General features: G+C 56.1%; 22 protein-coding genes. 19 read left to right on the top strand and 3 right to left on the bottom strand.

Going from position 1 to position 17660, the window contains the following annotated elements:
- The first annotated feature begins 7 nt into the window (after positions 1-7).
- The 6 genes from mdcC (at position 8) to mdcH (ending at position 4532) form a co-directional block, all read left to right on the top strand.
- Entirely contained in the window at positions 8-307 is a 300-nt protein-coding gene (mdcC, locus tag OSH03_RS17960) for a malonate decarboxylase acyl carrier protein (RefSeq protein ID WP_029882152.1), read from the top strand.
- A complete protein-coding gene (locus tag OSH03_RS17955; protein ID WP_266179727.1) occupies positions 300-1133 on the top strand; it encodes a biotin-independent malonate decarboxylase subunit beta in 834 nt (277 codons plus the stop codon). The genes mdcC and OSH03_RS17955 overlap by 8 nt, the downstream gene beginning before the upstream one ends.
- Positions 1133-1933, top strand: coding sequence for a biotin-independent malonate decarboxylase subunit gamma (gene mdcE, locus OSH03_RS17950; protein WP_266179794.1), 801 nt, complete (start codon positions 1133-1135; stop codon positions 1931-1933). Before OSH03_RS17955 ends, mdcE begins: the two co-directional genes overlap by 1 nt.
- A gap of 123 nt (positions 1934-2056) precedes the next feature.
- Positions 2057-3016, top strand: a complete 960-nt coding sequence (locus OSH03_RS17945; protein WP_266179726.1) for an AEC family transporter — start codon at positions 2057-2059, stop codon at positions 3014-3016.
- Positions 3017-3018: 2 nt separating this feature from the next.
- The gene (locus OSH03_RS17940; protein ID WP_061096895.1) at positions 3019-3636 is read left to right on the top strand and encodes a malonate decarboxylase holo-ACP synthase; all 618 of its coding nucleotides are present in this window, start codon (positions 3019-3021) and stop codon (positions 3634-3636) included.
- A complete protein-coding gene (gene mdcH / locus OSH03_RS17935; RefSeq protein ID WP_061096896.1) occupies positions 3636-4532 on the top strand; it encodes a malonate decarboxylase subunit epsilon in 897 nt (298 codons plus the stop codon). The genes OSH03_RS17940 and mdcH overlap by 1 nt, the downstream gene beginning before the upstream one ends.
- 23 nt (positions 4533-4555) lie before the next feature.
- Here mdcH and OSH03_RS17930 read toward each other — a convergent pair whose 3' ends face one another.
- Together OSH03_RS17930 and OSH03_RS17925 are read right to left on the bottom strand one after the other, a co-directional pair.
- The gene (locus tag OSH03_RS17930; protein ID WP_061096897.1) at positions 4556-5488 is read right to left on the bottom strand and encodes a LysR substrate-binding domain-containing protein; all 933 of its coding nucleotides are present in this window, start codon (positions 5486-5488) and stop codon (positions 4556-4558) included.
- A gap of 15 nt (positions 5489-5503) precedes the next feature.
- Positions 5504-7408, bottom strand: a complete 1905-nt coding sequence (locus OSH03_RS17925; protein ID WP_061096898.1) for an ABC transporter ATP-binding protein — start codon at positions 7406-7408, stop codon at positions 5504-5506.
- Positions 7409-7546: 138 nt separating this feature from the next.
- Between OSH03_RS17925 and kefG the strand changes: the two genes are divergently transcribed.
- From kefG to slyD, 4 genes are all read left to right on the top strand, one after another.
- Positions 7547-8098, top strand: coding sequence for a glutathione-regulated potassium-efflux system ancillary protein KefG (gene kefG / locus OSH03_RS17920; RefSeq protein ID WP_014885493.1), 552 nt, complete (start codon positions 7547-7549; stop codon positions 8096-8098).
- Complete coding sequence (gene kefB / locus OSH03_RS17915; RefSeq protein WP_266179725.1) at positions 8098-9903, top strand: glutathione-regulated potassium-efflux system protein KefB; 1806 nt, start codon at positions 8098-8100, stop codon at positions 9901-9903. Before kefG ends, kefB begins: the two co-directional genes overlap by 1 nt.
- Before the next feature lie 13 nt (positions 9904-9916).
- On the top strand, positions 9917-10117 hold the full coding sequence (locus OSH03_RS17910) for a YheV family putative zinc ribbon protein (RefSeq protein ID WP_003861689.1): 201 nt from the start codon (positions 9917-9919) through the stop codon (positions 10115-10117).
- A gap of 94 nt (positions 10118-10211) precedes the next feature.
- Entirely contained in the window at positions 10212-10802 is a 591-nt protein-coding gene (gene slyD, locus OSH03_RS17905) for a peptidylprolyl isomerase (protein WP_003861691.1), read from the top strand.
- Positions 10803-10853: 51 nt separating this feature from the next.
- On the opposite strand, the gene OSH03_RS17900 is transcribed toward slyD, so the two are convergent.
- Complete coding sequence (locus OSH03_RS17900; RefSeq protein WP_008503009.1) at positions 10854-11072, bottom strand: protein SlyX; 219 nt, start codon at positions 11070-11072, stop codon at positions 10854-10856.
- Positions 11073-11310: 238 nt separating this feature from the next.
- Between OSH03_RS17900 and fkpA the strand changes: the two genes are divergently transcribed.
- The 9 genes from fkpA to OSH03_RS17855 all read left to right on the top strand — a co-directional run.
- Positions 11311-12132: an FKBP-type peptidyl-prolyl cis-trans isomerase gene (gene fkpA, locus OSH03_RS17895; protein ID WP_023331457.1), complete on the top strand. Its 822-nt coding sequence runs from the start codon at positions 11311-11313 to the stop codon at positions 12130-12132.
- Between the two features lie 166 nt (positions 12133-12298).
- Positions 12299-13021 (top strand): helix-turn-helix transcriptional regulator, encoded by a 723-nt coding sequence (locus tag OSH03_RS17890; protein WP_014885489.1) that lies wholly within the window; start codon positions 12299-12301, stop codon positions 13019-13021.
- Complete coding sequence (gene tusD, locus OSH03_RS17885; protein ID WP_266179724.1) at positions 13021-13407, top strand: sulfurtransferase complex subunit TusD; 387 nt, start codon at positions 13021-13023, stop codon at positions 13405-13407. Before OSH03_RS17890 ends, tusD begins: the two co-directional genes overlap by 1 nt.
- Entirely contained in the window at positions 13407-13766 is a 360-nt protein-coding gene (gene tusC / locus OSH03_RS17880; RefSeq protein WP_266179723.1) for a sulfurtransferase complex subunit TusC, read from the top strand. Before tusD ends, tusC begins: the two co-directional genes overlap by 1 nt.
- 7 nt (positions 13767-13773) lie before the next feature.
- Positions 13774-14061 (top strand): sulfurtransferase complex subunit TusB, encoded by a 288-nt coding sequence (gene tusB / locus OSH03_RS17875; RefSeq protein WP_041911943.1) that lies wholly within the window; start codon positions 13774-13776, stop codon positions 14059-14061.
- Between the two features lie 124 nt (positions 14062-14185).
- Positions 14186-14560 (top strand): 30S ribosomal protein S12, encoded by a 375-nt coding sequence (gene rpsL / locus OSH03_RS17870; protein ID WP_000246815.1) that lies wholly within the window; start codon positions 14186-14188, stop codon positions 14558-14560.
- Between the two features lie 96 nt (positions 14561-14656).
- Entirely contained in the window at positions 14657-15127 is a 471-nt protein-coding gene (rpsG, locus tag OSH03_RS17865; protein ID WP_003861706.1) for a 30S ribosomal protein S7, read from the top strand.
- A 96-nt stretch (positions 15128-15223) separates the two neighbouring features.
- On the top strand, positions 15224-17338 hold the full coding sequence (gene fusA / locus OSH03_RS17860; RefSeq protein WP_028014637.1) for an elongation factor G: 2115 nt from the start codon (positions 15224-15226) through the stop codon (positions 17336-17338).
- A gap of 69 nt (positions 17339-17407) precedes the next feature.
- Positions 17408-17660 (top strand): GTP-binding protein (locus tag OSH03_RS17855; RefSeq protein WP_032983140.1); only part of this gene is annotated, 253 nt, incomplete at its 3' end.

The following is a 17660-nucleotide window of genomic DNA, read 5'->3' as shown; positions in this document are numbered from 1 at the left end:
GGATGTTATGGAAAAAATCACATTGACCATGCCAGCCAGCCGCACGTTAAGCGGCCGGGCGCTGGCAGGGGTAGTTGGATCCGGGGATATGGAGGTGCTCTTCACCGCCGAACCGGGACAGACGCTAACCATTGATATCACTACTTCAGTCGACAACAGCCGTGGGCGCTGGGAGGCGTTGTTCAGCCGCCTGGAGACCGTCAGCAGCCTGCCCGCAGGCAAACTGACCATCCACGACTTTGGCGCGACGCCGGGCGTGGCGCGCATTCGTATCGAACAGGTTTTTGAAGGGGTGAGCCATGCGTGATGACAGCAGCTTTATCGAATTAAAAGCGCGCCAGCGTGCGCAGGCGCTGCTCGACGAGGGCAGCTACCGCGAACTGCTGGATCCTTTTGAAGGCATTATCTCTCCGTGGTTGGGGCCACAGGGCATTGTTCCTCAGGCCGATGACGGCATGGTGGTCGCGAAAGGGACCATCAACGGCCAGCCTGCGGTAGTCGTGGCAATTGAAGGCGCGTTCCAGGGCGGCAGCATGGGCGAGGTTTCCGGCGCGAAAATGGCGGCGGCGCTTGAGCTGGCGGCGGAAGATAACCGCAACGGCATTCCGACTCAGGCGGTGCTGTGTCTCGAAACCGGCGGCGTACGCCTGCAGGAAGCCAACCTCGGCCTGGCGGCGATTGCCGATATCCACGCGGCGATCGTTGACCTGCGTCGCTACACGCCCGTTATCGGGATCGTGGCCGGAACCGTGGGCTGCTTCGGCGGGATGTCCATTGCGGCAGCGCTGTGTAGCTACCTGATTGTGACCCGCGAAGCGCGTCTGGGGCTAAACGGCCCTCAGGTAATTGAGCAGGAAGCGGGCATTGACGAGTACGATTCCCGCGACCGTCCGTTTATCTGGAGCATGACCGGCGGCGAGGTGCGTTATCAGAGCGGGCTGGTGGACGCGCTGGTCGGCGACGGCGTTAAAGCGGTGAAAGCCGCGATGAACGAGGCCATCGCCAAAGGCGTACCGGCGAAGCATCGCACCGATAACTATGACGATTACCTGAACCGTCTGACCAATTTCGACACCCGCAAACAGGCCGATGCCGAACAGATTAACGCGCTTTTTGCCCGGGAGGTGAAATGATGAATAACGCAATGAGCCGTGGCGAACGCTGGCTGGAAACCCTCGCGCCGAACGCCAAACGTATTGAGGGGCTGTGCCCGTCCGTGCAGGCGGCAGACGGTGAGCTGAACGGTGAAACGGTGCGTTTTATCGCCGTAGTGCCGGATGCCAACAACCACTTCCCGCGCGCGGCGAAAGGGGAAGTCGGCCTGCTCGAAGGCTGGACGCTGGCAAAAGTGGTCAGCGAAACCGTCGCGGCAGATGCTGATAAAACCGTTAAGCGCCCGATTGTGGCGGTGATCGACGTCCCAAGCCAGGCCTATGGCCGTCGCGAAGAGGCGTTTGGTATCCACCAGGCGCTGGCGGGAGCCGCGGCCGCCTACGCCAACGCGCGCCTGGCGGGTCATCCGGTGATTGGCCTGATTGTTGGTAAAGCCATGTCCGGCGCGTTTCTGGCGCATGGCTACCAGGCCAACCGTCTGATTGCCTTTAACGATAAAGGCGTGCTAATCCACGCCATGGGGAAAGAGTCTGCCGCGCGGATCACCCTGCGCAGCGTGGAGGCGCTGGAAAAACTGGCTGCCACTATTCCGCCTATGGCGTATGACATTAACAACTACGCCACGCTGGGGCTGCTCTCCAGCCTGCTGGATATCAGCAACCCGGATGCCCCATCCGAAAGCGACCTGACGCTGGTGAAAACCACCCTGCAACAGGCCATCAGTGACGCTCGCCAGGACCCGACGCTAAAAAGCCGTCTGGGTGCTGACAATCGCCGCAGCTCGGCGCTCGTACGCGAACGTATGCGCGCCAGCTGGTAAGTAAAAAGAGACCTGCCAGATGCACAACCTCACGGGCATATCCGTTATGCCCGTGCGGGAACCTGCATCCTGAAAATAATAATCATCGCGCCAGTGCTACTTCTTTTTAATCACAGGTGATTTATGACTTACGTAATTGTTCATGCTCTCGCACCGATTTTCGTCATCATGCTGCTGGGATTCTGGGCCGGTAAGGCAAAGATGGTCGATAACAAAAATGTTTCCCTGCTCAATATCTTCGTCATGGATTTTGCGCTGCCTGCCGCGCTGTTCAGCGCGACCGTGCAAACCCCGTGGACCGGCATCGTGGCGCAGTCGCCGCTGATCCTGGTGCTGACCCTGGCGATGTGGATCACCTATGCGGCTATCTACTTCCTCGCGACGAAAGTCTTTAAAAAATCCTCGCAGGATGCGGCCGTGCTGACGCTCACCGTCGCGCTGCCAAACTATGCGGCGCTTGGTCTGCCGATTCTGGGCAGCGTGCTGGGTGAGGGATCTTCCACGTCTCTGTCCGTAGCGGTCTCTATTGCCTGCGGTTCCGTGCTGATGACGCCGTTCTGTCTGCTGATTCTGGAGCGGGAAAAAGCGCGCGCTGAGGGCAATACCTCCGGCTCAACCCTCTCTATGCTGCCGGTGCTGATGTGGCGTTCGATTAAAAAACCGATCGTGATGGGGCCGCTGCTGGGTGTGATTTTATCCGCCATCGGCATCAAAATGCCGGAGCTGGTCCTCGCTGCGATTAAACCGTTGGGGCTGTCCGCCACCGCTGCGGCGCTGTTCCTGACCGGGGTGATCCTCTCTGCCCGTAAGCTGCAGATCAACACCATGGTGATTACCTCGACCATTGCCAAACTGCTGATCCAACCAGCCATTGCCTGGGGTATCGTTTTGATCTTCGGTCTGCATGGCTCCGTGGCGATCACCGCCATCCTGATGATTGCGCTTTCTGCGGGCTTCTTCGGCGTGGTGTTCGGTAACCGCTTTGGCGTGCAGTCGCCGGATGCAGAAGCGGTACTGCTGTTAAGCTCCGTACTGTGTATCCTGTCGCTGCCGCTGTTTATTTCGCTGACTTCAGGAATGTAATCATGACCACAACATTACGCCCCCACGACCTCATCTGGCTTACCTCGCGTGACGCGCTGGAAGGGATTATAGAATCCTGGGTGGATGCCGCCTGGCATACCGGCCTGCCGGTGGTGGTGCGGCGTGATGTTGATAACGATGGCCGAATCCCCGTTGGCGTGCGCGGACTGCGCCGCGACCAGCGGGCGGCCGGATGGGTGAAGACGGAAAACGTACGCCGCGTGGTGTCTCCTGAAGACCTGTGCGTCACCGCCGATCTGCTGCGTTCGCCGTTTGTCACCCAGCCACCGGTTCAGGTGGCGCTGCAGCTTGCGCAGCAGTCGTGGCCGTGGACGTGGGGCATCACCGGCAGTACCGGCTACGCGCTGGCGACCGGCATTCCGGTGATCCATGCCGACAGCGATCTCGATCTGCTGATCCGCGCCCCGCAGCCGATATCACCTGACGCGTTTGCCGCCTGGCAGTCGCAGTTGAATGGTGCGCTGTGCCGGGCTGATACGCAGGTGGATACGCCTGAAGGCGGATTCGCGCTGGCGGAGTGGCTGCGCGACGGTAAAACGCTGCTGAAAACCCGCCGTGGGCCACGCCTGGTGGCAGATCCATGGCGCAGGGAGGAGTGATGAAAATACTGTTTACCTTTCCGGGTCAAGGCACGCAGCATGAAGGTATGCTGCAAAACCTGCCGGGAACGGAACTGGCTCAGGCGCGTGAGGTGCTGGGCGTCGAAGTTGACACGCTGGACAGTGCCGCCTCGTTAACCCACACCCGTGCGGTTCAGCTTTCTCTGCTCATCGCTGGTGTCGCCTGGGCGCACGAGCTGGAGCGACGTGGCGTGTCACCTGACATCGTCAGCGGTTTATCGATTGGCGCTTACCCCGCAGCGGTGGTGGCAGGGGCGCTGGAATTTACGGACGCGCTTAAGCTTGTGGCGCTGCGCGGCGACCTGATGGAACAGGCCTGGCCGCACGGTTACGGCCTGACGGCCATCATGGGCTTAACCCTGCCGCAGGTGGAACAGCTAGTCGAGGGTAGCGGAACGTATATTGCAAACCTGAATGCCGAAACGCAGATCGTCATTGCCGGATCCGATGAAGGGATGGCACTGGTGGCAAAACGCGCCCTGGAAAAAGGTGCGAGCAAAGCGCAAAGGCTGGCTGTCAGCGTGCCGTCCCACTGTGAACTGCTGGCGGAACCGGCACAAAAGCTGGCGGCGGCGTTTGAGTCCGTCACGCTGGCTCGTCCACGCTGTGCGTACCTGAGCGGCAGTACCGGCCGCGTGCTCTGGCAGCCGGAAAAAATCGCTGACGATCTGGCAATGAATATGGCGCGCACCGTGCGCTGGCAGGAGGCAGTGATTGCCGCGAACGAGCGTGACGCCCGGCTGGCGATCGAGATGCCGCCCGGCGGCGTACTGACCTGTCTGACGCGCCAGGCGGCGTGGGAAGGGGAGACAATTTCGCTGGAGCGCAGCGGCGTGGACGTGGCGGTGCATCTGGCAGGAAGGCTTCGTGCGTGAATTTTTAGCCCGGTGGCGCTACGTCAGGCATCCTCCTGCAGGCTGCGCGCATACATCCGCCCCTCGGCGGCTAATGCCCGCAGGCTCGGATCCTGCTCGCGGTTGCGGGCAAAGACAATCGCGATCAGCTGCTGCATCTGGTACGGCTGTGCCAGCTTTAACAGCTGCACGGAATTTTCATACACCTTCTTCATCCTGCCCGGCATCAGCGTAAAGCCCACGCCAGCCTGAACCAGGCTTAGCATTGAGAAAATGTCATTCACGCGGGTGACAATTTCCGGTTCAAATCCGGCGATATGAAATGCTTCCTGGAACCCCGCATAGGTGGCGAACCCTTCTGCCAGTGAGACAAATTTCTGATCTTTGTAGTCGCGTAAATCCGCCAGCCCGCCGGTATTCAGCGTGGCAGAGGCCGGAGCGGCCAGGAAAATGTCATCATGAAACAGGGGCAGGACTTCAAGGCTGTTGCGGTCGATGTCGCTTTCGGAAATCGAGATGAGGATCGCGTCCAGCGTACCGTCATCGAGCATGTGCAGCAACGTATCGTTGGAGCCCATGGTCAGATCCATCTCCAGATCCGGGCGACGCAGCTTCATGCCCATTATCAGGCGCGGCACGGTTTCCAGCGTCAGCGAGTAGAGCGTGCCGACGCGTAACCGGCCCTGACCGATGCCGGCGACCTTGCGGGATTCTTCCAGCCCGCGCTCCATCACCTGCATAACTTCCTGGCAATACTCCAGCAGCGTCCACGCCGAGGGAAGGGCAACCAGGTTACGCCCTTTGTGGGTAAAGAGGGGGCAGCGGACATTCTCTTCCAGGGTATGCAGCGCCCGGTGTACGCTGACGCCGCTCAGCCCCAGCGTTTCGGCGGTACGCGCGATATTGCCCTTCTCCATAAACGTCATGAAGATGCTGAGCTTGCGGAATGTAATTTCGCTCGTGGTATCGAAACCCATAACCCTCCCGGCGTGTTAGTCTGCCTGCAGCATCGCTTCCAGCTGTTCCTGGGCGTCCAGCCAGGCCATCTCACACGCTTCGAGGCTGGATTTGGTCTTCGCCTGGGTTTGCAGGCAGTCGGTCAGTTCGGCTTTACGGCTCTGATCGTACAGACCGCTATCGCCGAGCTTCTCTTCAACGGCGGCAAGCGTGGCGTTGAGCTTTTCCATCTCTTTTTCAAGACGGGCAATCTCTTTACGCAGCGGCTGGGTCTGGGTGCGCAGTTCCGCTTCGCGACGCTTCTGGTCTTTACGCGACTGCGCGCTGTTGGCGTTGTCTTTGGCTGACTCTTCAGGCTGGTTTTCCTGTTTCTGTACGTCCGTCAGCCACTGCTGGTAGTCTTCCAGGTCGCCGTCGAACGGTTCGACTTTACCGCCGTGCACCAGGTAGAGATCGTCCGTGGTGGAGCGTATCAGGTGACGGTCGTGCGAAACCACCACCAGCGCGCCTTCGAACTCAATTAGCGCTTCGGTCAGCGCCTGGCGCATGTCGAGATCCAGGTGGTTGGTCGGTTCATCGAGCAGCAGCAGGTTAGGGCGCTGCCAGACGATCAGCGCCAGCACCAGACGGGCCTTTTCGCCGCCGGAGAAACGCTCGGTGTTTTCAGTCACCTTATCGCCCTGGAAGCCGAAGCCGCCGAGATAGTCGCGCAGCTTTTGCTCCATTTCCTGCGGTGCAAGACGCGCGAGGTGCTGAATAGGCGACTCATCAGCGCGTAAAAATTCCAGCTGATGCTGGGCGAAATAGCCCAGCTTGATACCCTTCGCCAGGCCGATTTCACCGCTGATTGGGTTAAGCTCGCCCGCCAGCAGCTTGATTAGCGTCGATTTACCGGCGCCGTTGCGCCCCAGCAGGCCAATGCGCGAACCCGGCACCAGGTTAAGCTTGATGGAGTCGAGGATGATGCGATCCCCATAGCCAGCGCTGACCTTTTCCATTTTCAGAAGCGGGTTCGGCAGGCTTTCCGGCGCGCGGAAGCTGAAGTGGAACGGGTTATCCACGTGTGCCGGGGCAATCATCTCCATGCGTTCCAGCATCTTGATGCGGCTCTGGGCCTGCTTGGCTTTTGACGCCTTGGCCTTGAAGCGATCCACGAAGCTCTGCAGGTGCGCCACGCGCTGCTGCTGGCTTTCGTACATGGACTGCTGCTGTGCAAGGCGCGTCGCGCGCTGGCGCTCGAAGGAGCTGTAGTTGCCGGTGTACTCGAACATGGTTTGCTGTTCGATATGAATGATTTTATCCACCACCGGGTCGAGGAAGTCGCGGTCGTGGGAGATGAGAATCAGAGTGCCCTGATAGCTCTTGAGCCACTTCTCCAGCCAAATAACCGCATCGAGATCGAGGTGGTTGGTCGGTTCATCGAGCAGGAGCAGGTCAGAGCGGCAGATCAGCGCCTGCGCCAGGTTGAGGCGCATGCGCCAGCCGCCGGAGAAATCGCTGACCGGGCGTTCAAGCTGTTCATTACTGAAGCCCAGGCCGTGCAGCAGGCTGGAGGCGCGGGAGCGAATGGTCCACGCGTCGATGGCGTCCAGCTTACCGTGAACGGTAGCGATGGCGTGACCGTCGTTGCGCTCGTTGGCCGCGTTGAGCTCCGCTTCGAGCTTGCGGTATTCGCGATCGCCGTCGATAACATAGTCGAGCGCCGGTTCGCTCAGGGCTGGCGTCTCCTGATTTACCCACGCAAGCTGCCAGTTCCCCGGGAAGGTAAAGTTACCGCCATCCGCGCTAATCTCGTTTTTCAGCAGCGCCAGCAGGGTGGATTTACCGCAGCCATTTTTGCCGACCAGGCCCACTTTTTGGCCCGGGTTGATGGTAGCAGTGGCGTTATCCAGCAGGACGCGCACGCCGCGACGAATTTGTAACGAGGAGAAAACAATCATAGAAGCGCCGTATGTTCCGACTATGTTAATTTGTCATTATGATAATGTAAGGTGTGGGCCATTTTCCGCACCGGGCCGCCATGGTAGCCCAAAACAACGACGATACACAAAAACAGAAACAAGACCGGGAGGGGAATGATGTCTCAGACAGCAAAGGTGCTGCTGCTGTATGCCCATCCGGAATCTCAGGACTCGGTGGCGAACCGGGTGCTGCTTAAGCCGGCCACGCAGCTCAGTAACGTAACGGTGCACGATCTCTACGCGCACTATCCTGATTTCTTTATTGATATTCCTTACGAGCAGGAACTGCTGCGTCAGCATGACGTTATCGTTTTCCAGCATCCGCTTTATACCTATAGCTGCCCGGCACTGCTCAAAGAGTGGCTGGACCGCGTGCTGAGCCGGGGCTTTTCCAGCGGGGTGGGGGGCAACCAGCTGGCGGGAAAGTACTGGCGCAGCGTGATTACCACCGGTGAACCCGAAAGCGCTTACCGTCACGACGGGCTGAACCGCTATCCGATGAGCGACATCCTGCGGCCTTTCGAGCTGACGGCGGCCATGTGCCGCATGCACTGGATGAGCCCGATTATCGTTTACTGGGCACGGCGTCAGGATCCGAAAGAGCTGGCAAGCCACGCCAGAGCCTATGGTGAATGGCTGGCATCACCGATTCCGGCAGGAGGTCGTTAATGGAAGGATCGAATTTGCTCCTCGCCGGGGTGCTGTTTTTATTTGCCGCCGTTGTCGCGGTGCCGCTTGCCGCCCGTATCGGCATCGGGGCGGTGCTGGGGTATTTGCTCGCGGGGATTGCCATTGGCCCATGGGGACTGGGTTTCATCAGCGACGTGAATGAAATTCTCCACTTCTCGGAGCTCGGCGTGGTGTTTCTGATGTTCATCATCGGCCTCGAACTGAACCCCTCGAAGCTGTGGCAGCTTCGACGCTCTATCTTTGGCGTGGGCGCCGCGCAGGTGCTGTTTAGCGCCGCGATTCTGGCAGGTCTGTTAATGCTGACCAACTTTTCCTGGCAGGCGGCTGTGATTGGTGGGATTGGTCTCGCAATGTCGTCGACGGCGATGGCGCTGCAGCTGATGCGCGACAAGGGGATGAACCGCAATGAGGCCGGACAGCTGGGCTTTTCGGTACTGCTGTTCCAGGATTTAGCGGTGATCCCGGCGCTGGCGCTGGTGCCGCTGCTGGCGGGCTCGGGCGACGATCACTTCGACTGGGCAAAAATTTCCATGAAGGTGCTGGCCTTCGCGGGCATGCTGATTGGCGGACGTTTCCTGTTACGTCCGGTGTTTCGCTTTATTGCCGCCTCGGGCGTGCGCGAGGTGTTTACCGCCGCGACGCTGCTGCTGGTGCTCGGCTCGGCGCTGTTTATGGACGCGCTGGGGCTGTCGATGGCGCTGGGCACCTTTATTGCCGGCGTGCTGCTGGCGGAGAGTGAATATCGGCACGAGCTGGAAATTGCTATCGATCCCTTCAAAGGGCTGCTGTTAGGCCTGTTCTTTATTTCGGTGGGAATGGCGCTCAATCTTGGCGTGCTTTATACCCATCTGCTCTGGGTTGTGGTGAGTGTTGCGATCCTGGTGGCGGTGAAAACGCTGGTGCTGTACGTCATGGCGCGTATCTACGGGTTGCGCAGTTCGGAACGTATGCAGTTTGCCAGCGTGTTGAGCCAGGGAGGCGAGTTTGCGTTTGTGCTGTTCTCCACCGCCTCCTCCCAGAAGCTGTTTAAAGATGACCAGATGGCGCTGCTGCTGGTGACGGTCACGCTGTCGATGATGACCACGCCGCTGCTGATGAAGATGGTGGATAAACTCCTGTCGCGCCGCCTGAATCCGGCAGATGATGAAGATGAAGCGCCGTGGGTGGAAGACGATAAGCCGCAGGTGATCGTCGTGGGCTTCGGCCGCTTCGGGCAGGTGATTGGCCGCCTGTTGATGGCGAACAAAATGCGCATTACGGTGCTGGAGCGCGATATCAGCGCGGTCAACCTGATGCGCAAATATGGCTACAAGGTCTATTACGGCGATGCCACCCAGCTTGAGCTTCTGCGCTCGGCCGGGGCGGAAGCCGCGGAGTCCATCGTCATCACCTGCAACGATCCGGAAGACACGATGAAGCTGGTGGAGCTGTGTCAGCAGCACTTCCCGCACCTGCATATTCTGGCGCGTGCCCGGGGACGTGTTGAAGCTCACGAATTGTTGCAGGCAGGTGTGAAACACTTCTCCCGCGAAACGTTCTCCAGCGCGCTGGAGTTGGGGCGCAAGGCGTTAATCTCCCTGGGGATGCATCCTCACCAGGCGCAGCGCGCCCAGATGCACTTCCGCCGGCTGGATATGCGAATGCTGCGCGAGCTGATGCCGGTACACACCGATACGGCGCAGATCTCCCGCGTGCGGGAAGCGCGGCGCGAGCTGGAGGAGATCTTCCAGCGAGAGATGCAACAGGAACGACGCCAGCTCGACGGCTGGGATGAATTTGAATAAAGGGTAACGAAAGATGGCTGTACGTAAACGCTTTATCGCGGGTGCAAAGTGCCCGTCTTGCCAGGCTCAAGATACGCTGGCCATGTGGCGCGAAAATAATATTGATATAGTTGAGTGTGTTAAGTGCGGTCACCAGATGCGTGAGGCCGACAAAGAAGCACGCGATCACGTTCGCAAAGAAGAGCAAGTCATCGGCATTTTTCATCCAGACTAGCGATATGCTCTGAGTTTTTTTAAGCTTAAGGGTACACGGGTGCAGATTTCCGCTACAATCTGCGCCAGCAATTTTCCCACGCTCAGGAGATATCATGAAAGTAGCAAAAGACCTGGTGGTCAGCCTGGCCTATCAGGTACGTACAGAAGACGGTGTGTTGGTTGATGAGTCTCCGGTGAGTGCGCCGCTGGACTACCTGCATGGTCACGGTTCCCTGATTTCCGGCCTGGAAACTGCGCTGGAAGGTCATGAAGTTGGCGATAAATTCGACGTTGCTGTAGGCGCGAACGACGCTTACGGTCAGTATGACGACAACCTGGTTCAGCGTGTTCCTAAAGACGTATTCATGGGCGTTGACGAGCTGCAGGTTGGCATGCGCTTCCTGGCTGAAACTGACCAGGGTCCGGTTCCTGTTGAAATCACTGAAGTTGAAGACGACCACGTTGTGGTTGACGGCAACCACATGCTGGCTGGCCAGAACCTGAAGTTCAACGTAGAAGTTGTTGCGATCCGTGAAGCGACCGAAGAAGAGCTGGCTCATGGCCACGTTCACGGTGCGCACGGTCACGACCACGATCACGATCACGGCCACGACGGCTGCTGCGGTGGTCACGGCCACGACCATGGTCATGACCACGGCCACGGTAAAGGTGGTTGCGGCAACGGCGGCTGCGGTTGCCACTAATTCCGTCATGCGGAAAATAAAAAAGCGGGATAATCCCGCTTTTTTTACGCCTCAATAATGAGGTGGTGGCGTCTCTTCTGACTGTGAGGCAATGTTTGACGGCTGCGTCGCCTTCAGTTTTTCCGTCAGCAGGCGCATATGATCCCGCAGTTTCGCCATTTCGAGTTCGTGCGCGGTCACGGTCTGGTTAAGCTCTTCGATGGTGATGTCCTGAAAAGCCAGGCGGCTTTCCAGCTCAGCCATTCTCGCTTCTATCGTTGTGTCCTTCATCATTCACCTCGTTTATATCTGATACGCCATATTGGCCCAGCGGCGGCGCAGTTTAACTGAGTTTATCCTGAAGTGCAGTCTCTATCCCGTTGGCAAGAAACTTATTTAAACAAAAATAGTCTGAAAAGTGGCGAGAATTGGAAGTGTCTGTCTGTAGATTTCTTCCGCAACGTTTTATAGTACGTCACTCATTTACGTTTAACGCTGGGGTGAGAGTCCCCAGGCCCTGGAGATATGGATGAAATCACTGTTTAAAGTAACGCTGCTGGCGACGACGATGGCTGTTGCACTGAACGCGCCGCTGTCATTCGCTGCTGATACTGCTGCGAAGCCTGCTGCCACTGCAGACAGCAAAGCGGCGTTCAAAAATGACGACCAGAAATCCGCCTACGCACTGGGCGCATCTCTGGGCCGCTACATGGAAAACTCTCTGAAAGAACAAGAGAAATTGGGCATCAAACTGGATAAAGCCCAGCTGATCGCGGGTGTTCAGGACGCCTTTGCTGATAAGAGCAAACTTTCTGACCAGGAAATCGAACAGACTCTGCAGGCGTTCGAAGCGCGCGTGAAGGGTGCCGCTCAGACCAAGATGGAAGCGGACGCTAAAGACAACGAAGCGAAAGGCAAAGCCTACCGCGATACCTTTGCTAAAGAGAAGGGTGTGAAAACCTCCTCTACTGGCCTGGTGTACAAAGTTGAGAAAGAAGGTACCGGTGATGCGCCTAAAGACAGCGACACTGTTGTAGTGAACTACAAAGGTACGCTGATCGACGGTAAAGAGTTCGACAACTCTTACACCCGTGGTGAACCTCTTTCCTTCCGTCTTGACGGTGTAATCCCTGGCTGGACTGAAGGCCTGAAAAACATCAAGAAAGGCGGCAAAATCAAGCTGGTTATCCCACCGGATCTGGCCTATGGCAAAACTGGCGTTCCGGGTATCCCGGCTAACTCCACGCTGGTCTTCGACGTAGAGCTGCTGGACATCAAACCAGCGCCGAAAGCGGATGCGAAACCGGAAGCGCAGGCAGATCAGAAAGCTGCGACAGACGCTAAGAAGTAATGTGATGCAAACCGCCGCCTTTTAAGGCGGCGGTTTTTTTATTGTGGGGCAGATATAATTAACACTGGAAAGCGTTAGGCACGCTGTATTAATTTAGTTGTCCGTGTAGATAATGAGCCTGCCCTGAAAACCTAACGACAGGCTCCTGAAAAGGAGTGTTTTTTTCATGTCCAGGTCGCTTTTAACCAACGAAACCAGTGAACTTGATTTGCTGGATCAACGTCCTTTTGACCAGACCGACTTCGATATTCTGAAATCCTATGAAGCGGTAGTGGACGGGTTAGCGATGCTCATTGGTTCCCACTGCGAAATCGTATTGCACTCCCTGCAAGATCTGAAGTGTTCCGCCATCCGCATTGCTAATGGTGAGCATACCGGCCGTAAAATTGGTTCGCCAATTACCGACCTTGCATTGCGTATGTTGCATGACATGACCGGCGCGGACAGCAGCGTCTCAAAATGTTATTTCACCCGCGCCAAAAGCGGCGTGCTGATGAAATCAGAAACCATCGCGATTCGAAACCGCGAGCATCGTGTGATTGGACTGCTGTGCATCAACATGAACCTTGATGTGCCATTCTCGCAGATCATGAGCACCTTTATTCCACCAGAAACGCCAGACGTTGGCTCTTCTGTTAACTTTGCCTCCTCCGTTGAAGATCTCGTCACGCAGACGCTTGAGTTCACCATTGAAGAGGTCAATGCCGACCGCAACGTATCGAACAACGCCAAGAATCGCCAGATCGTACTTAATCTCTACGAGAAAGGGATTTTCGACATTAAAGATGCCATCAACCAGGTGGCCGATCGTCTGAACATCTCCAAGCATACGGTTTACCTCTACATCCGTCAGTTCAAAAGCGGCGATTTCGTGGGGCAGGATAAGTAATGCGTTTTGCGCTAATGGTGACGGGCCCGGCGTATGGAACTCAGCAGGCCAGCAGCGCGCTGCAGTTTGCGCATGCGCTGCTGGCGGCCGGACACGAACTGGCGAGCGTCTTTTTCTATCGGGAAGGGGTGCATAACGCGAACCAGTTTACGTCGCCGGCGAGCGACGAGTTTGACCTGGTCCGCGCCTGGCAGACGTTAAATGAAAAGCAGGGCGTAGAACTGCATATCTGCGTGGCGGCGGCGCTGCGTCGCGGCGTGACGGATGCAGCCGAAGCCGAACGTCTGGGGTTATCGGGCGCTAACCTGCAGCCTGGTTTTTCATTGAGTGGTCTGGGCGCATTGGCTCAGGCGGCGTTAACCTGCGACAGAGTGGTGCAATTCTGATGAAGCGTGTGGCATTTGTTTTTACTTCTGCGCCGCACGGCAACGCCTCTGGCCGTGAAGGACTGGATGCGCTGCTCGCGACATCGGCATTAACAGAAGATATCGGCGTCTTCTTTCTGGGGGACGGCGTGCTTCAGCTTCTGGCGGGCCAACAGCCGCAGGCCATCCTGGCGCGCGACTATATCGCCACCTTCAAAGTGCTGCCGCTTTACGATATTGAAACCTGCTATGTCTGTGCCGACTCTTTAACGGCGCGCGGTTTAAGCGATAAGACGCCTTTTGTGCTGGATGTGACGACCTTACCTGCCGCAGCACTGCGTGAACAACTATCCCACTACGACACCATTCTGACTTTCTGAGGCTTCCATGCTCCATATTCTCAGCCATTCACCATGGCAATGTGATATCGACACGCTGTTGAGCATGCTGCGCGAAGGTGACGATCTGCTGCTGATTCAGGATGGCGTGCTCGCTGCGCTTGAAGGCGGCCGTTTCGTTGAAATTCTCACGAATGCCCCCATAACTGTCTCTGCGCTGAAGGACGATCTGGATGCGCGGGGTCTTTCTGGTCAAATTTCAGCCAAAATTGACGTGGTTGGCTATACTGATTTCGTCAATCTTACTGTGACGCACGCCAGTCAAATGAACTGGTGATTTGAGATCGCTGTATATTTCTTGACACCTTTTCGACGTAGCCCTAAAATTTCGCGTCCTCATATTGTATGAGGTCGTTTTATTACGTGTTTACGAAGCAAAAGCTAAAACCAGGAGCTATTTAATGGCAACAGTTAACCAGCTGGTACGCAAACCACGTGCACGCAAAGTTGCAAAAAGCAACGTGCCTGCGCTGGAAGCCTGCCCGCAGAAACGTGGCGTATGTACTCGTGTATATACCACCACTCCTAAAAAACCAAACTCCGCACTGCGTAAAGTATGCCGTGTGCGTTTGACTAACGGTTTCGAAGTGACTTCCTACATCGGTGGTGAAGGTCACAACCTGCAGGAGCACTCCGTGATCCTGATCCGTGGCGGTCGTGTTAAAGACCTTCCGGGTGTTCGTTACCACACCGTTCGTGGTGCGCTGGACTGCTCAGGTGTTAAAGACCGTAAGCAGGCTCGCTCCAAGTACGGCGTGAAGCGTCCTAAGGCTTAATGGTTCTCCGTTAAGTAAGGCCAAACTGATTTATCTTAATGTCAAACTAAACTCGTAGAGTTTTGGACAATCCTGAATTAACAACGGAGTATTCCCATGCCACGTCGTCGCGTCATTGGTCAGCGTAAAATTCTTCCAGATCCGAAGTTCGGATCAGAACTGCTGGCAAAATTTGTAAATATCCTGATGGTAGATGGTAAAAAATCTACTGCAGAAGCAATCGTATACAGCGCGCTGGAGACCCTGGCTCAGCGTTCTGGTAAAAATGAACTGGAAGCTTTCGAAGTCGCTCTCGACAACGTTCGCCCAACTGTAGAAGTTAAGTCCCGCCGCGTTGGTGGTTCTACTTATCAGGTTCCAGTTGAAGTTCGTCCGGTTCGTCGTAATGCCCTGGCAATGCGTTGGATCGTTGAAGCTGCTCGTAAACGCGGTGATAAATCCATGGCTCTGCGTCTGGCGAACGAACTTTCTGATGCTGCAGAAAACAAAGGTACTGCAGTTAAGAAACGTGAAGACGTTCACCGTATGGCAGAAGCCAACAAGGCGTTCGCACACTACCGTTGGTAATCCCTTCGGAGTATTAGTCACCAGGCGGGCGCTTCAGAGAAGCCGCCCGCTCTGGGTAACTTAACTGAACGCCTAAAGAAACAAACGAGGAATCAAATGGCTCGTACAACACCCATCGCACGCTACCGTAACATCGGTATCAGTGCGCACATCGACGCCGGTAAGACCACTACTACCGAACGTATTCTGTTCTACACCGGTGTAAACCATAAAATCGGTGAAGTTCATGACGGCGCAGCCACCATGGACTGGATGGAACAGGAGCAGGAGCGTGGTATTACCATCACCTCCGCAGCGACTACTGCATTCTGGTCAGGTATGGCTAAGCAGTACGAACCGCATCGCGTAAACATCATCGACACCCCGGGCCACGTTGACTTCACCATCGAAGTAGAACGTTCCATGCGTGTTCTTGACGGCGCGGTAATGGTTTATTGCGCAGTTGGTGGTGTTCAGCCACAGTCTGAAACCGTATGGCGTCAGGCGAACAAATATAAAGTTCCACGCATCGCGTTCGTTAACAAAATGGACCGTATGGGTGCTAACTTCCTGAAAGTTGTTGGCCAGATCAAAACCCGTCTGGGCGCGAACCCTGTTCCGCTGCAGCTGGCAATTGGTGCTGAAGAAGGCTTCACCGGCGTTATCGACCTGGTGAAAATGAAAGCCATCAACTGGAACGATGCAGACCAGGGCGTTACCTTCGAATACGAAGATATCCCGGCTGAGATGCAGGACCTGGCTGACGAATGGCACCAGAACCTGATCGAATCCGCTGCTGAAGCTTCTGAAGAGCTGATGGAGAAATACCTGGGTGGTGAAGAACTGTCTGAAGAAGAGATCAAAAAAGCTCTGCGTCAGCGCGTTCTGAACAACGAAATCATCCTGGTAACCTGTGGTTCTGCGTTCAAGAACAAAGGTGTTCAGGCGATGCTGGATGCGGTAGTTGACTACCTGCCATCCCCGGTTGACGTTCCTGCGATCAACGGCATCCTGGACGACGGTAAAGATACTCCGGCTGAGCGTCACGCAAGTGATGACGAGCCGTTCTCTGCACTGGCGTTCAAAATTGCTACCGACCCATTCGTGGGTAACCTGACCTTCTTCCGCGTTTACTCTGGTGTGGTTAACTCCGGTGACACCATCCTGAACTCCGTGAAAGCGGCGCGTGAACGTTTTGGCCGTATCGTACAGATGCACGCTAACAAACGTGAAGAGATCAAAGAAGTTCGTGCGGGCGACATCGCTGCAGCTATCGGTCTGAAAGACGTGACCACCGGTGACACCCTGTGTGACCCGGATCACCCGATCATTCTGGAGCGTATGGAATTCCCTGAGCCGGTAATCTCCATCGCGGTTGAACCAAAAACCAAAGCTGACCAGGAAAAAATGGGTCTGGCTCTGGGCCGTCTGGCGAAAGAAGACCCATCATTCCGCGTATGGACTGATGAAGAATCTAACCAGACCATCATCGCTGGTATGGGTGAACTGCACCTGGACATCATCGTTGACCGTATGAAGCGTGAATTCAACGTTGAAGCGAACGTGGGTAAACCTCAGGTTGCTTACCGCGAAGCGATTCGCGCGAAAGTTACCGATGTTGAAGGTAAACACGCTAAGCAGTCTGGTGGTCGCGGTCAGTACGGTCACGTTGTGATCGACATGTACCCACTGGAGCCGGGCTCTAACCCGAAAGGTTACGAGTTCATCAACGACATCAAAGGTGGTGTAATTCCTGGCGAATACATCCCAGCCGTTGATAAAGGCATCCAGGAACAGCTGAAAGCGGGCCCTCTGGCTGGCTATCCGGTTGTTGACATGGGTATCCGTCTGCACTTCGGTTCTTACCACGACGTTGACTCCTCTGAACTGGCGTTTAAACTGGCTGCGTCTATTGCCTTTAAAGAAGGCTTTAAGAAAGCAAAACCAGTTCTGCTTGAGCCAATCATGAAGGTTGAAGTAGAAACTCCTGAAGAGAACACCGGTGACGTTATCGGTGACTTGAGCCGTCGTCGCGGTATGCTGCGTGGTCAGGAATCCGAAGTAACTGGCGTTAAGATCCACGCTGAAGTTCCGCTGTCTGAAATGTTCGGATATGCAACTCAGCTGCGTTCTCTGACCAAAGGTCGTGCATCATACACCATGGAATTCCTGAAGTATGATGATGCGCCTAACAACGTTGCTCAGGCCGTTATTGAAGCCCGTGGTAAGTAATCCACAGGATTAAAACCTAAGTCCCGTGCTCTCTCCATAGGGGAGAGCACTATAGTAAGGAATATAGCCGTGTCTAAAGAAAAATTTGAACGTACAAAACCGCACGTCAACGTTGGTACTATCGGCCACGTTGACCATGGTAAAACTACCCTGACCGCTGCAATCACTACCGTTCTGGCTAAAACCTACGGTGGTTCTGCTCGTGCATTCGACCAGATCGATAACGCGCCAGAAGAAAAAGCTCGTGGTATCACCATCAACACCTCTCACGTTGAGTACGACACCCCGACTCGCCACTACGCACACGTAGACTGCCCAGGCC

This window comes from Enterobacter nematophilus (assembly GCF_026344075.1).
Taxonomy (GTDB): domain Bacteria; phylum Pseudomonadota; class Gammaproteobacteria; order Enterobacterales; family Enterobacteriaceae; genus Enterobacter; species Enterobacter nematophilus.
The sequence above is the reverse complement of the archived record's forward strand: the minus strand, read 5'-3'. Positions and strand labels throughout refer to the sequence as shown.

What these genes read in the sequence shown, in the direction of transcription:
- rpsL (WP_000246815.1), top strand. Translation starts at nt 14,186, where the DNA reads ATGGCAACAGTTAACCAGCTGGTACGCAAACCACGTGCACGCAAAGTT.
- OSH03_RS17945 (WP_266179726.1), top strand. Translation starts at nt 2,057, where the DNA reads ATGACTTACGTAATTGTTCATGCTCTCGCACCGATTTTCGTCATCATG.
- OSH03_RS17955 (WP_266179727.1), top strand. Translation starts at nt 300, where the DNA reads ATGCGTGATGACAGCAGCTTTATCGAATTAAAAGCGCGCCAGCGTGCG.
- OSH03_RS17890 (WP_014885489.1), top strand. Translation starts at nt 12,299, where the DNA reads ATGTCCAGGTCGCTTTTAACCAACGAAACCAGTGAACTTGATTTGCTG.
- tusC (WP_266179723.1), top strand. Translation starts at nt 13,407, where the DNA reads ATGAAGCGTGTGGCATTTGTTTTTACTTCTGCGCCGCACGGCAACGCC.
- OSH03_RS17925 (WP_061096898.1), bottom strand. Translation starts at nt 7,408, where the DNA reads ATGATTGTTTTCTCCTCGTTACAAATTCGTCGCGGCGTGCGCGTCCTG.
- tusB (WP_041911943.1), top strand. Translation starts at nt 13,774, where the DNA reads ATGCTCCATATTCTCAGCCATTCACCATGGCAATGTGATATCGACACG.
- kefB (WP_266179725.1), top strand. Translation starts at nt 8,098, where the DNA reads ATGGAAGGATCGAATTTGCTCCTCGCCGGGGTGCTGTTTTTATTTGCC.
- slyD (WP_003861691.1), top strand. Translation starts at nt 10,212, where the DNA reads ATGAAAGTAGCAAAAGACCTGGTGGTCAGCCTGGCCTATCAGGTACGT.
- kefG (WP_014885493.1), top strand. Translation starts at nt 7,547, where the DNA reads ATGTCTCAGACAGCAAAGGTGCTGCTGCTGTATGCCCATCCGGAATCT.
- OSH03_RS17900 (WP_008503009.1), bottom strand. Translation starts at nt 11,072, where the DNA reads ATGAAGGACACAACGATAGAAGCGAGAATGGCTGAGCTGGAAAGCCGC.
- OSH03_RS17930 (WP_061096897.1), bottom strand. Translation starts at nt 5,488, where the DNA reads ATGGGTTTCGATACCACGAGCGAAATTACATTCCGCAAGCTCAGCATC.
- mdcC (WP_029882152.1), top strand. Translation starts at nt 8, where the DNA reads ATGGAAAAAATCACATTGACCATGCCAGCCAGCCGCACGTTAAGCGGC.
- tusD (WP_266179724.1), top strand. Translation starts at nt 13,021, where the DNA reads ATGCGTTTTGCGCTAATGGTGACGGGCCCGGCGTATGGAACTCAGCAG.
- OSH03_RS17910 (WP_003861689.1), top strand. Translation starts at nt 9,917, where the DNA reads ATGGCTGTACGTAAACGCTTTATCGCGGGTGCAAAGTGCCCGTCTTGC.
- mdcE (WP_266179794.1), top strand. Translation starts at nt 1,133, where the DNA reads ATGAATAACGCAATGAGCCGTGGCGAACGCTGGCTGGAAACCCTCGCG.
- OSH03_RS17940 (WP_061096895.1), top strand. Translation starts at nt 3,019, where the DNA reads ATGACCACAACATTACGCCCCCACGACCTCATCTGGCTTACCTCGCGT.
- rpsG (WP_003861706.1), top strand. Translation starts at nt 14,657, where the DNA reads ATGCCACGTCGTCGCGTCATTGGTCAGCGTAAAATTCTTCCAGATCCG.
- mdcH (WP_061096896.1), top strand. Translation starts at nt 3,636, where the DNA reads ATGAAAATACTGTTTACCTTTCCGGGTCAAGGCACGCAGCATGAAGGT.
- fusA (WP_028014637.1), top strand. Translation starts at nt 15,224, where the DNA reads ATGGCTCGTACAACACCCATCGCACGCTACCGTAACATCGGTATCAGT.
- fkpA (WP_023331457.1), top strand. Translation starts at nt 11,311, where the DNA reads ATGAAATCACTGTTTAAAGTAACGCTGCTGGCGACGACGATGGCTGTT.